Here is a 13,107-nt window from a genome sequence, read left to right as displayed (position 1 = left end):
GACACCAATCGGGGTAGGAGCCTCTTCAATCGAGGTGTCTGACACCCGGGAAACAGCTCTTCAAGCCTTGGCGTTATCTCGTACGGGTGTCAGACACGGATCACCACGGCGGACTTCGTTGTATCGTGTCTGACACCCCTACGGCAAGACGTTGCAAGCTTGAAGCAATGCAGCGGGGTGTCTGACACCAATCGGGGCAAGCGCCTCTTCTCCAGGAGGTGTCTGACACCCGGGAAACAGCTCTTCAAGCCGTGGCGTTATCTCGTACGGGTGTCAGACACGGATCACCACGGCGGACTTCGTTGCACCGTGTCTGACACCCCTACGGCAAGACGTTGCAAGCTTGAAGCAATGCAACGGGGTGTCTGACACCAATCGGGGCAAGCGCCTCTTCTCCAGGAGTCGATAAGCCCGATGGAATCTGAAGGAACCGCCACAGGCGATAACGAAGATGACGACGGGGGGCCCCGCCGAGGCCAGTCCGGAGCGCAGGCTCCGGACCGCAATCGTTGACCCGGGCGCCTCAAGAACTCAACCGCCATCGTCAACACCCCCCCCGCCAAAAACGCTCAAGCCGCCCACCCCCACCTGGAACCCCTTAAACTCCCTCCAAAAACCACAACGACATGGAGGAGCGACATGCGCATTCTGCTGGTCGAGGACAATCTCGATCTTGGCGATGCCGTGGAAAGCAAGCTGCGCTCGGCCGGCCACAGCGTGCAATGGGTGCGCGACGGGCTGGCGGCGATGCAGTGGGGCCTGGACGAAACCTGGGATGCCCTCGTCCTGGACATCAACCTGCCGGGCAAGGATGGCTTCACGGTCATCCGCGAGCTGCGCGCCGCCGGGCTGGAAGCCCCTGTCCTGGTCATGACCGCGCGTTCCGAAATCGAAGACAAGATCGACATGCTGGACCTGGGCGCGGACGATTATCTCGTCAAGCCCTTCGATCTGCGCGAACTCGAGGCCCGGCTACGGGCGCTGATGCGCCGCCCGGCCGGCCAGACCAGCAGCGTCACCGTCTACGGCAACCTCAGCCTGGACCTGGCCAACCGCCACGTCAGCCTGGCGGGCGCGCCGCTCGAGCTCGGCCGGCGCGAGTTCCGCCTGCTGGAGATCCTGGTGGGCAAACTGGGCCAGACCGTCGCCAAGGAACGCCTGATGAACCAGCTTTTCGACCTGGACGACGGCTCCCTCAATGCGCTGGAGCTGCTGATATCGCGGCTGCGCAAAAAGCTGGCCGGCGCCTCGATCGATATCGTCACCGTGCGCGGCGTCGGCTACCTGGCCCGCAACCATGAACATCCCTGAAAGTTTCTCCATCCGCCGCCGCGTCTTTGCGCTGGGCGTGCTGCTGCTGGCCTGCGCGCTGATCGGTTTGGTGTTCTTCCTGCGCGGCTACGCGCAGCGCGCGGCGGAGCAGGCCTTCGACCGGCTGCTGGCCGCCTCGGCGCTCACCATTGCCGGTTCGGTGCAGATCGAAGACAACAACGTGACCGTGGAGCCGCCCGTGTCCTCGCTGGCCATGCTGTCGGGCGGCGAGCGCGTTTTCTACGAAGCCCGCGCCTCCAACGGCCGGCTGATCACCGGTTACGACGACCTGGCGCCCGGCCTGCCGCTGGCGCAATCCGCCACGCCGGTGTTCGCCTACCTGAACTATCACGACGAGCCCGTGCGCGTGGCCACCGTCGGGCGGCTGGTGTCCGCCAGCCAGCATGCGGGATGGGTCACCGTGCGGGTGGCCGAGACGCTGGGTTCGCGCGCGGCGCTGGCCGACGAGATCCTCGGGCGCAGCGTGCTGCCGCTGGTCGTGGTGTCGCTGGTCGCGCTGGGCCTGCTGTGGTTCGGCGTGCAGCGCGCCTTCGCGCCGCTGGGGGTGGTGGAGCGGGAATTGCGCAGCCGCGCGCCCGACGACCTGGCGCCCCTCGTGACGCCGGTGCCACGCGAGGTGAAGCGCCTGGTCGAAGCGCTGAACGCCTTCATGCAGCGCCTGTCGGGCATCATGGACACGCTCAACACGCTGGTGGCCGATGCGGCGCACCAGGTGCGCACCCCGCTGGCGTCGCTGCGCGCCCAGGCCGAGGTGGCCCTGGACGAAACCGATCCGCAGCGCCTGCATGCGCGGCTGGAGCGCATCCACCAGAACGCCACGCACGCCAGCCAGCTCATCAACCAGCTGTTGATGGACGCCACCATCACCCACCGCCTCGGCAAGGGCGCCCGCACGCTGGTGGGCGTGGCTGAGACCATCAACGAAACGCGGCGCCGCATCGGCCCGCTGGAAGCGCGGCGGCTGCGCATCGAGATCGCCCCCGACGTCCGCCGGGCCCGCATCGCCGGCGACCGCGTCGCCTTGCGCGAGATGCTGCGCAACCTGGTGGACAATGCCCTGCGCTATGCGCCGGAAGGTCCGGTGGACATCCAGGCGACGCCCGTGGCGGGCTACCGAGTGGCGCTTACCGTATCGGACCGCGGGCCCGGCGTCGCGGACGATGAAAAAGACGCGGTACAGCAGCGCTTCGTGCGCGGCCGGGCCGGCGACGCGCAGCCCGGTTCCGGCCTGGGGCTGGCCATCGTGCGCTCGGTGGCGTCCGCGCATGGCGGCTCGCTCTGGCTGCAGGACCGCCCGGGCGGCGGTCTCACGGCCCGCATCATCCTGCCCCTGGCGCGCTCGGCTCCCTGGCGCGCGGCCGCCACCGGCCTGGGCGCGCTGTTCGTCGCCGGCCTGCTGCTGGCCGCGGCGCCCGCCGGCGTGCGCGCCGGCGACACCGCAGAGATCGTCACGCGCTATCCGGCGCCACAGCCTTCCTCCCGCGTCCTGACCATCGCCGGCCCCACGGACACGCCCGTGGTCTCTCCCCTGATCCAGGGTTTCCAGGCACAGCGGCCGGACGTGACGGTGGTGTACCGCGAGATGGGCAGCCGCGAGCTCTACGAGGCCGCCGTCGAGGGCCGGCTGAAGGATGTGGACGTGCTGATGAGCTCGGCATCGGACCTGCAGATCCGCCTGGCCAACGATGGCTACGCGCTCAGCTACGCCTCGCCCTATGCCGCCAAGCTGCCCTCCTGGGCGATCTGGCGCCACGAAGTCTACGGCTTCACCTTCGAACCCGCCGTCATCGTCTACAACCCCAAGCGCTTTACCGAGGCCACGGTGCCGCGTTCGCGCCAGGATCTGCTGCGCCTGCTGGAACGGGATCCCGCCAGGCTGCACGGCCGCATCGGCACCTACGATATCGCGGCCAGCAGCGTGGGCTATCTGCTGGCCGAGCAGGACGAATTGGTCTCGTCGAACTTCTGGGGGCTGGCCAACGCGATGGGTCAGGTGGGCGTGCGCCTGTCCGCCACCAGCGCCGAAATACTGGACGCGATCGAGAACGACGACATCGACATCGGCTACAACATCCTGGGTTCCTACGCGCTGTCGCGCCAGGCGGCGGGCAACTCCATCGGCGTGGTATTCCCGCAAGACTACGTGCTGGTACTGGCGCGCTCGGTGCTGATCGCCCGCGCCGCCCCCAACCCGGACCTCGGACGCGCGCTGGTGGACTGGCTGCTATCGCCTGCCGGCCAGCAGGTGGCATCGAGCCATGCCGCGCTGGGCTCCATCATGGAGGACACGCCCGGCCGCTGGACCTCCGAAGCCGTGCTGGCGCGGTCGCAGGGCATCGTGCAGCCGGTGGTGCTCAGCCCCGCCCTGCTGGTCGGCCTGGACCAGCGCCGCCATTCGCGCTTCGTGCAGAACTGGATCCGGCTGGTGACTGACACGCCGGCAAGGGATTTCCCCTAGAGCGGTCCTGCCGCCATGACAGGACGGCGACAGACGCCGGCTCCTAAGATGGCCGCAGGCTGGACCCAGATCCGGCTTCCGACCATTCCAACGGAGACAACATCCATGCTTGCCAAGTCCCAACTGGCGGCCGCCTGCGCCGCTGCATTCGCCATTGCCACCGGCAGCGCCTTTGCGCAGCAAGTGCCGGCGGGTTATCCGGCCGACTACCAGAAGATCCTGGACGGCGCCAAGAAGGAAGGCAAGGTCGTCATCTATTCGACCACCGACACCAAGGCCGCCGGCCCCATCATCAAGGGCTTCGAAGCGCTGTATCCGGGCGTCAAGGTCGAATACAACGACATGAACAGCACCGAGCTCTACAACCGCTACATCAGCGAACAGGCCGCGGGCGGCGGTTCCGGCGACATCGTCTGGAGTTCGTCGATGGACTCGGCGCTGAAGCTCGCCACCGACTACGCCCTGAAATACAAATCGCCTGAAATCGGCAAGCTGCCGGCCTGGGCCGTCTGGAAGGATTCGGCCTACGGCACCACGTACGAGCCGGCCGTATTCATCTACAACAAGCGCCTGATCCCGGCCAACGAAGTGCCCACCACCCACGCTGCGCTGGCCAAGCTGGTTTCCAGCCAGCCGGACAAGTTCAAGAACAAGGTCACCACCTACGACATCGAGAAATCCGCCGTGGGCTTCATGCTGGCCGTGCAGGACAAGGCCAACGATCCCAAGTACTTCGAAACGCTCAAGGGCATCGGCTCGGGCGGCCTGATCGTGCAATCGTCCACGGGCACCATGATGGAGCGCGTGTCCTCCGGAGAGAACCTGATCGGCTACAACATCCTGGGCTCCTACGCGGAAACGCGCGCCAAGACCGACCCGTCGCTGGGCGTGGCCTACCCCACCGACTACGCGCTGGTTCTCTCGCGCGTGGCCTTCATCAGCAAGAAGGCGAAGAACAAGAACGCCGCCAAGCTGTGGATGGACTACCTGCTGTCGCAAAAGGGCCAGGAGATCATGGCCAACCAGGCCGACCTGGCCTCCGTGCGCGACGACATCGACGGCGACAACGACGTGGACGGCATGACCAAGAAGCTGGGCGCCTCGCTCAAACCCATCCCCGTCGACGAAACCCTGCTGGACTACCTGGAGCAGAACAAGCGCCTGCAGTTCATCAAGGACTGGCGCGCCGCGACGGGCAAGTAACGTCCACCGGCCCCCGGGACCGCGCTGCGCGTCCCGGCCAGGCGCGCGCCGCCCGCCCCGGCCGGCGCGGGCGCCCCCGGCCCCGCGCCATTCGAGACCACAGGATTTCCCCATGCAGTCATTGCGCAGAAAATGGCAGTCCCTGCCGCGCGGCGTGGTGGTGCTGATCACGGCCCTGGCCATCTACGTGCCGCTGTCGTTCATCATCGTCCAGAGCTTTCTCTCCGCGCCATTCTTCTCGCCGTCCAAGGTCTTCAGCCTGGACGCGTTCCGCTTCATCTTCGCGGACCCCGATTTCTACAAGGCCCTGAAGAGCGGCTTCATCCTGGCCTTCGGCCTGGCCATCATCGCCATTCCGTTGGGCGGCATGCTGGCCTTCCTGATGATCCGCACTGACCTGCCCGGCCGCCGCTGGATCGAACCGCTGATCCTGGTGCCCGTGTTCGTATCGCCCATGGTGCTGGGCTTCGGCTACGTGGTGGCCGCCGGCCCCGTGGGCTTTTTCTCGACCTGGGTGCAGAACCTGCTGGGCTTCGTGCCCTGGAACGTCTATTCGCTGACCAGCATCGTCATCATCGCCGGCCTGACGCACGTGCCGCACGCTTATCTGTATATCTCGTCGGCGCTGCGCAGCATGGGCTCGGACGTAGAGGAAGCCGCCCGCGTGGCCGGCGCCACGCCGCTGCGCGTGATGGTATCGGTCAGCCTGCCGATGGTGCGTCCCGCCATGCTGTACGCCACCGTGCTGCTGTTCTTCCTGGGCCTGGAAGTGTTCGGCCTGGTGCTGGTGCTGGGCGACCCGGAAGGCAACCTGGTGCTGGCCACGTACCTCTATAAGCTCACCAACAAGCTGGGCATCCCCTCCTACCACCTGATGGCCGCCGTGGCCGTGGTGCTGATCTGCATGACGATCCCGCTGGTAATGCTGCAGCGCCGCCTGATGCGCAGCGCCAACCGCTTCGTCACGGTGAAGGGCAAGGCCTCGCGCGCGCGTCCCCTGCCCCTGGGCAAATGGCGCTGGGTGGCCGGCGCCGTGGTGGCCCTGTGGCTGCTGGTGACCATCGTGGTGCCGCTGATGGGAGTGCTGCTGCGGGCATTCGTGTCCAACTGGGGCATGGGCGTGTCGCTGTTCGACGTCCTGTCGCTGGACGCGTTCCATACCGTATTCGCCCAGCCCAACCTGTTGCGCGCCATCGTCAACTCGGTCGCCATCGGCGTGATCGGCGGCGCCCTGGCGGTGATGTGCTACATGTTCGTGGGCCTGGCCATGCACCGCAAGCCCGACAACGTGACGCGCTTCATGGACTACAGCGTGCTGGTGCCGCGCGCGGTGCCGGGCCTGCTGGCCGGCCTGGCGTTCCTGTGGGTGTTCCTGTTCGTGCCGATGTGGCTCGACAACGCGCTGGACGTGGACGAAGGCGGATGGCTCTCGGCCCTGCCCTTCGCGGAATGGCTGCGCGAGAACTTCATCGAATGGCTGCGCGCCCTGCGCAGCACCATCTTCAGCGTGTGGCTGGCCTACACGGTGGTATGGATGGCCTACGGCCTGCGGCTGATTTCCTCGACCCTGCTGCAGGTAGGCCCCGAGCTGGAAGAGGCCGCCCGCAGCGCCGGCGCGCGCCGCGGCCAGATCACCCGCCACGTCACCGTTCCGCTGGCCAAGTACGGCCTGATCGGCTCCTGGCTGCTGATGTTCCTGATCTTCGAGCGCGAATACTCCACCGGCGTGTACCTGCTGTCGCCAGGCACCGAGACCATCGGATCCATGCTCGTGTCGCTGTGGGCGTCCGGCGCCATCGATATCGTGGCCGCGCTTTCCTTCATCAATATCGTTCTGGTCGTGATCGGCCTGGGCATCGCCCTGCGATTCGGAGTCAAACTTCATGATTGAGCTTTCTGTAGAAGACCTGCACCTGGACTACGGCGACAATCCGGTGCTCAAGGGCGTGTCGATGCAGCTGCGCCAAGGCGAGGTGGTCTCCCTGCTGGGGCCCTCCGGCAGCGGCAAGACCACGCTGCTGCGCGCCGCGGCCGGCCTGGAAGGCCCCAAGCGCGGACGCATCACCATCGGCGACCGCGTGGTCTACGACAGCGCGGCCAGGCAAGAAATCCCCGCCGAGGAGCGCAACCTGGGGCTGGTGTTCCAGTCCTACGCGCTATGGCCGCACAAGACCGTGTTCGAAAACGTGGCCTATCCGCTCAAGCTGCGCAAGACTCCCGGCGCCGAAGTGCGCGAGCGCGTGCAGGCCGTGCTGGACCAGCTGGGGCTGGGCAAGCTGGGCCAGCGCCATCCGCACGCGCTGTCCGGCGGCCAGCAGCAGCGCGTGGCCATCGGACGGGCCCTGGTGTACAGCCCGCCCGTCATCCTCCTGGACGAGCCGCTGTCCAACCTGGACGCCAAACTGCGCGAAGAAGCCCGCGCCTTCCTGCGCGAACTGATCATGCGCCTGGGCCTGTCGGCCCTGATGGTGACGCACGACCAGAGCGAAGCCATGGCCATCTCGGATCGGATCCTGCTGCTGAACAACGGCAAGATCGAGCAGCAGGGCACGCCGCAGGAAATGTACGGCTCGCCCTCCACCCTGTTCACGGCCGAATTCATGGGCAGCAACAACCGCCTGGACGGCAAGGTGACCGAAGTGCGCGACGGCCGCGCCCGCCTCGAGGGCCGCGGCTGGGCATTGTGGGGCAAGGCCAGCGCCGGCGTGGCCCAGGGCCAGGACGCCACCGCGGTCATCCGGGTGGAACAGGTGCGCCTGGCGGACGACCCCGACGGCAACCACCTGGACATGCCGCTCCTGACCAGCATGTACCTGGGCGACCGCTGGGAATACCTGTTCCGCACGCCGGACGCCGACCCTGCCCATACCCTGGCCCTGCGCGCCTACGGGCCGGAAGGCCGCGAGCCAGGACCCTGCCGCCTGGCGCTGCCGGCGGGCAAGGTCTGGGTCTTCCCCCGCACGGAGGCCTGATCCGGCCCCGATACGCCGGCACGGCCTGTTACAGGCCGTGCCGGCGTGCCCGGCGGACGTGTACTCGCTCTACAATGCGTTCGTGCAACGCTACGCCGATTCCTCCTCTCCGCTGAGCCGTTACCTGCTGTGGCTGGGCGCGCCTGCCCAGCACTACCTGCGCATCGGCATCGCGATATCGCTGTTGGTGCACGCCGGCGCCCTGGCGTGGCGCTTCGGCGCGCCTGCGCCCGCGCGCGCGCCGGCCACCAGCCTGGAGATCGTGCTGCTCAACGCGCGCAGCGAAACGCCCCCGGACACTCCGCGCGCCCAAGCGCAGAACCAGATGACCGGCGGCGGCAATGCCGAGCGCGGCCTGTCCACCACCCCGCTTCCCCGCACCGGCGAATCGGCCGAAACCATCGTGCTGGAGGCCATGCGCCGCCGCCAGGTGCAGCTCGAGGCCGAGCAGACCCGCCTGATGACCCAGTTGCGCTCGACGGACAAGGCCGGCGCGGAACGCCAGGCCGTCAACCCCTGGCCGGACGGCGCCGACCTCGGGCGGGACGCCGAGGACCAGGCCAGCGTCATCCAGAGCGCCCAGGTGGCCGCCCTGGCGGCCCGGGTGCAGCAGTACAGCGCCGAGCCCCGCAAGCAGTTCGTGGCGCCGTCCGCCGAAGCCTCGCGCTATGCCGCCTACCTGGACGCCTGGCGCACCCGGATCGAAACGGTCGGCACCCAGCATTACCCGGACGAGGCGCGGGGCCGCATCTATGGCTCGCTGCGCATCACGGTGTCGGTGCGCGCCGACGGCAGCATCGCCAACGTCGAGATCGACCAACCCTCGCCGCACGCCGTGCTGAACCAGGCCGCCCGCCGCATCGTGCAGCTGGCCGCGCCCTTCCCCCCTTTCCCACCCGACATCGCGCGCGATACCGATGTGCTGGTCATCACCCGCACGTGGCATTTCGTCAACGACACCCTGGAAACCCAAGCCCCATGACCGAGGCGTCCCCTCTTGCCCGATATGCCGTCATCGGCAACCCCATTGCGCATAGCCGCTCGCCTCAGATCCACGCCATGTTCTCCGAGCAGACCGGCAAGCCGCTGCGCTATGACCGGCTGCTGGCGCCGGTGGACGGTTTCGCCGGGGCGGTCGCCGCGTTCGCGGCCGAGGGCGGGCTCGGGCTGAACGTCACGGTGCCCTTCAAGCTGGACGCCTATGCGCTGGCCGCCGGCCGCCTGTCGTCCCGCGCCCGGCTGGCCGGAGCGGTCAACACCCTGTCCTGGCGCGATGGCGCCTGGCACGGCTGCAATACCGACGGAGTCGGCCTGGTCTCCGACCTGCTGCGCCTGGGCGTGCGCCTGAACGGCGCGTCCGTGCTGCTCGTTGGAGCCGGCGGCGCGGCCCGCGGCGTGCTGCAGCCGCTGGCCGAGGCGGGCTGCGCCCGCATCCACATCGTCAACCGCACCTCCGCCCGCGCGCAAGAACTGGCCGATGCCTGGCGCGACAACGGCGTGTCGCCCCAGACCCGGGTCACGGCGGGGGGGCTGGCGGACGCCGGCACGCCCGGCGGCTGGAATCTGGTCGTCAACGCCACGGCGAGCGGGCTGCAGGATGCCGCCCCCGACCTGCCCCAGGGCCTGTACGCGCCCGGCGCGGCCGGCTACGACATGATGTACGGCGCCCAGCCCACGGCCTTCATGAAACAGGCCCAGGCCGACGGCGCCGCGCTTACCGCCGACGGGCTGGGCATGCTGGTCGGCCAGGCGGCCGAAAGCTTCTTCATCTGGCACGGCTTGCGGCCCGATCCCGCGCCCGTCCTCGCCGCGCTGCGCGAGGATCTCGCGGCGGGTCGCTGAGCGCATGGCGACGCGCAAGGGCCGCTCCTGGTTCCGGATCATCACCGGCGCGCTGATGGCGCTGGTGTGCCTGGTCCTGCTCTACCAATTCTGGCTGTTCGCCCAGGTCGTCTGGTACAACTACCGGGATCCGGGCAGCAGCGCGATCATGCGCGAGGAGCTCTCCCGCCTGCGCGAGGGCAACCCCGCCCTGGAGCTGAAGCACGAATGGATGCCCTACGACAAGATCAACCGCACGCTCAAGCGCGCGGTGGTGGCGTCCGAGGATTCCAACTTCACGGAGCACGACGGCGTCGAATGGGACGCCATCCGCAAGGCCTGGGAATACAACCAGAAACAGCAGGAGGCGGGCCGCAGCAAGATGCGCGGCGGCTCCACCATCACCCAGCAACTGGCCAAGAACCTCTTCCTGTCCAGCTCCCGCAGCTACATCCGCAAGGGTCAGGAACTCGTCCTGACCTACATGATCGAACATGTCATGAGCAAGGAGCGGATCCTGGAACTGTATCTGAACGTGGCGGAATGGGGCGTGGGCGTGTTCGGCGCCGAGGCCGCCGCCCGGCATTATTTCAATACCTCCGCGGCCAGCCTGGGCGCCAGCCAATCGGCGCGCCTGGCGGCCATGCTGCCCAATCCGCGCTTCTATGACAGCCACCGCAATTCCCGCTACCTGAACTCCCGGGTCGGCGTCCTGACTCGGCGGATGCAGATGGTCGACATTCCCTGATCCCGGGGGCCGGACCCGAACGGCAGGATTTGTTAAGCTTTCAGGTTTACGCGCACCCTCTTTCCTACATGCGTACCGCACGTCGCTACCTGGCCCGCGAGATCTATCGCTCTTGCGCAGTGGTCCTCCTGGCCCTGCTGGGCCTTTTCACGTTCTTCGCGCTGGTGGACGACCTGGACAACGTGGGTGACAAGTTCTCCATGATGGCCCTGCTCTACATGCAGGCCCTGGCGATCCCCACCCGTCTGTACGACCTCCTGCCCATCGGCCTGCTGATCGGCGCCATCCTGGCGCTGGCCGGGCTCGCACAGCGCAACGAACTGGTCATCCTGCGGGTGTCCGGCGTGAGCGGCATGAAGCTGCTGCGCATGCTCTGGATCGTGACGATCCCGCTGATGATCGGCGCGGGGCTGCTATCCGAATACGTCACCCCCTGGGCCGAGATGAAGTCCGGCGAAGCCAATCTGCTATTCCGCGGCAAGGCCGGCGGCGACCGCCTCAAGAGCGGATACTGGTTCAAGGAACCCACCGCCAACGGCGGCACCCGCATCATCAACATCGGCGAGCTCAAGGGAGACGGGCAGGTAAACGCCGTGACCCTCTACGAATTCAAGAAGGACCTGACGCTGTCGGTCCTGTCGACCGCCCCCACCGGCCTGTTCACGCACGGGGACCTGGTGCTCAAGGACGTCTCCGAGACGCGGCTGGACGAAAACGCGGCCGAGGCCCTGGCCGACGCGCGCCCCCCCAAGAATCCTCCCGCCACCGTCGTAAAGGTGCCCGAACGCACGGTGGACACCACCCTCAGCGCTGAACGCCTGCTGGCGCGCGTGCTGACGCCGGAGCGGATGTCCATCGTGACGCTGCTCGACTACGTGGATTATTTGCGCAACAACCAGCTGCAATATGGTCGACAGGTCGTCGCCTTGTGGCGCAAACTGGCATATCCGTTCACCCTGCTGGTGATGATCACCATCGCCGCCCCGATCGGCCTGATGCAGACCCGCCGCGGCGGCGTGGGAGCCAAGGTCTTCCTGGGCATCCTGCTCGGCGTGGCCTTCTTCATGCTCAACCAGCTGGCCCTGAACGTAGGCATGCTGGGCAAGTGGCCGCCCTGGCTGACGGCGCTGGGCCCGAACCTGGGCGCCGTGATCCTGGCGCTGGGCGCCATGAGCTACATGGAATACCGCCACACCATCACCCGAATCGTCCAACAACGTTGGCCTTGGAGCAAAAGTCCCGCATGAACGGCAGTATCTGGATGATCGGCGACGTGCAGGGCTGCTGCTCGCCGCTGGATCGTTTGCTGTCCCACCCCGACCTGGTCGGCGACCCCCAATCGCGCCTCTGGTTCGCGGGGGACCTGGTCAACCGCGGCCCGCAGTCGCTGGAAACCCTGCGCCGCATCATCGACCTGGGCGACCGCGCCACCTCGGTGCTGGGCAACCATGACCTGCATCTGCTGGCCACGGCCGCCGGCGTGCGCAAGCCGTCCAAATCGGACACGCTGGAAGAAATCCTGCGGGCGCCGGACGCCGCCGACCTGATTAATTGGCTGCGGTTCCGGCCCCTGGCGCATTTCGAGCAGAACCACCTGCTGGTCCACGCCGGCACTCTGGCCAAATGGGACGTCGCCAAGACCCTGGCCCTGGCCGGCGAGGTCCAGGACGCGCTGCGCGGGCCGAACTGGCAGAAGGCGCTGCAAAAAATGTACGGCAATGAGCCGGCCACGTGGAAGGAAGACCACAAGGGCGGCAAGCGGATGCGGGTCATCATCAATGCGCTGACGCGCATACGCCTGTGCACGCCGAACGGGCACATGGAGTTCGCCACCAAGGTGACGCCGGGCGCCTGGCCTTCGGGGCTGGTGCCCTGGTTCGACGTGCCGAACCGCGCAACCCGGAACGTCACCACGGTATTCGGCCACTGGTCGACGCTGGGGCTGCTGCAGCGGCCGGACGTGATCTGCCTGGATACCGGATGCGTATGGGGCGGGTCGCTGACTGCGCTGCGCTTGCAGGATCGGAAGCTGGTGCAGGTTAAGTGTTCGCAGTTTCAGGATCCGATGTCGGAGTGAGGGCTTCGTGGGTCGGGGCTTCGTGGGTTGGGGCTTCGTGGGTCGGGGCTTCGTGGGTCGGGGCTTCGTGGGTCGCCCGCCGTCGCGGGAGCCAGGGCCGCTCGCGCCCACGATTGCGGTCCGGCGCGCTGGCGCCGGACTCCCCCCTCGTCATCCTCGCCCAGGCCTGCGGCCTTCCCTTCGGATTCCCTCGGGCGCATCGAGGTTGCTCGCGCCCCTGGCTCCCACGCCGACGGGCTATCGGTGTCTTGGCTTGTTGCGCTGCTAGGCCTGTGGTCAGTGGCGGGTCTTGCGTGGCCCGCCATTTACGGCCGCCCGGGCGGCCGTAAATGGCATACGCGGGTTTGGACGTTGAAACTGTTTGCGCTTTCGCGAATGCCGTGGGAAGAGTACTAATGGCCCGCCTTGCGTTTTGGGGGGAAGGCGGTGATGGGTGGCGCGCGGCGGGCGCCTGCTTGCGCAAGTACAGCGGGTGTCTGACACCCGGGAAACAGCC

The 13,107-nt window shown here is 67.5% G+C and carries 10 protein-coding genes; all 10 read left to right on the top strand.

The window, feature by feature from the left end; all coding sequences use genetic code 11:
- Positions 1-639: 639 nt before the first annotated feature.
- The 10 genes from JL37_RS14155 (at position 640) to JL37_RS14110 (ending at position 12,611) form a co-directional block, all read left to right on the top strand.
- Positions 640-1,311 (top strand): response regulator transcription factor, encoded by a 672-nt coding sequence (locus tag JL37_RS14155; protein WP_043544771.1) that lies wholly within the window; start codon positions 640-642, stop codon positions 1,309-1,311.
- Positions 1,298-3,790: an extracellular solute-binding protein gene (locus tag JL37_RS14150; protein WP_043544770.1), complete on the top strand. Its 2,493-nt coding sequence runs from the start codon at positions 1,298-1,300 to the stop codon at positions 3,788-3,790. The genes JL37_RS14155 and JL37_RS14150 overlap by 14 nt, the downstream gene beginning before the upstream one ends.
- A gap of 105 nt (positions 3,791-3,895) precedes the next feature.
- Positions 3,896-4,993 (top strand): ABC transporter substrate-binding protein, encoded by a 1,098-nt coding sequence (locus JL37_RS14145; RefSeq protein WP_043544769.1) that lies wholly within the window; start codon positions 3,896-3,898, stop codon positions 4,991-4,993.
- A gap of 112 nt (positions 4,994-5,105) precedes the next feature.
- Positions 5,106-6,884: an iron ABC transporter permease gene (locus JL37_RS14140; RefSeq protein WP_043544768.1), complete on the top strand. Its 1,779-nt coding sequence runs from the start codon at positions 5,106-5,108 to the stop codon at positions 6,882-6,884.
- Positions 6,877-7,965 carry an ABC transporter ATP-binding protein gene (locus JL37_RS14135; RefSeq protein WP_043544766.1) on the top strand — a complete coding sequence of 363 codons (1,089 nt, stop codon included), beginning with the start codon at positions 6,877-6,879 and terminating at the stop codon, positions 7,963-7,965. Before JL37_RS14140 ends, JL37_RS14135 begins: the two co-directional genes overlap by 8 nt.
- Positions 7,966-8,047: 82 nt before the next feature.
- Positions 8,048-8,947, top strand: coding sequence for a TonB family protein (locus JL37_RS14130; RefSeq protein ID WP_043544983.1), 900 nt, complete (start codon positions 8,048-8,050; stop codon positions 8,945-8,947).
- The gene (gene aroE / locus JL37_RS14125) at positions 8,944-9,807 is read left to right on the top strand and encodes a shikimate dehydrogenase (protein ID WP_043544765.1); all 864 of its coding nucleotides are present in this window, start codon (positions 8,944-8,946) and stop codon (positions 9,805-9,807) included. The genes JL37_RS14130 and aroE overlap by 4 nt, the downstream gene beginning before the upstream one ends.
- A 4-nt stretch (positions 9,808-9,811) precedes the next feature.
- Positions 9,812-10,534 carry a monofunctional biosynthetic peptidoglycan transglycosylase gene (gene mtgA / locus JL37_RS14120; RefSeq protein ID WP_043544764.1) on the top strand — a complete coding sequence of 241 codons (723 nt, stop codon included), beginning with the start codon at positions 9,812-9,814 and terminating at the stop codon, positions 10,532-10,534.
- Between the two features lie 68 nt (positions 10,535-10,602).
- Positions 10,603-11,781: an LPS export ABC transporter permease LptG gene (gene lptG, locus JL37_RS14115; protein WP_043544763.1), complete on the top strand. Its 1,179-nt coding sequence runs from the start codon at positions 10,603-10,605 to the stop codon at positions 11,779-11,781.
- The gene (locus tag JL37_RS14110; RefSeq protein WP_043544761.1) at positions 11,778-12,611 is read left to right on the top strand and encodes a symmetrical bis(5'-nucleosyl)-tetraphosphatase; all 834 of its coding nucleotides are present in this window, start codon (positions 11,778-11,780) and stop codon (positions 12,609-12,611) included. Before lptG ends, JL37_RS14110 begins: the two co-directional genes overlap by 4 nt.
- The last annotated feature ends 496 nt before the right edge of the window (positions 12,612-13,107 follow it).

Origin of the sequence: Achromobacter sp. RTa (genome assembly GCF_000757485.1) — a bacterium.
Classification (GTDB): Bacteria; Pseudomonadota; Gammaproteobacteria; order Burkholderiales; family Burkholderiaceae_B; genus Achromobacter.
Note: the sequence above shows the minus strand (reverse complement) of the source record. Positions and strands in the feature narration are given on the sequence as shown.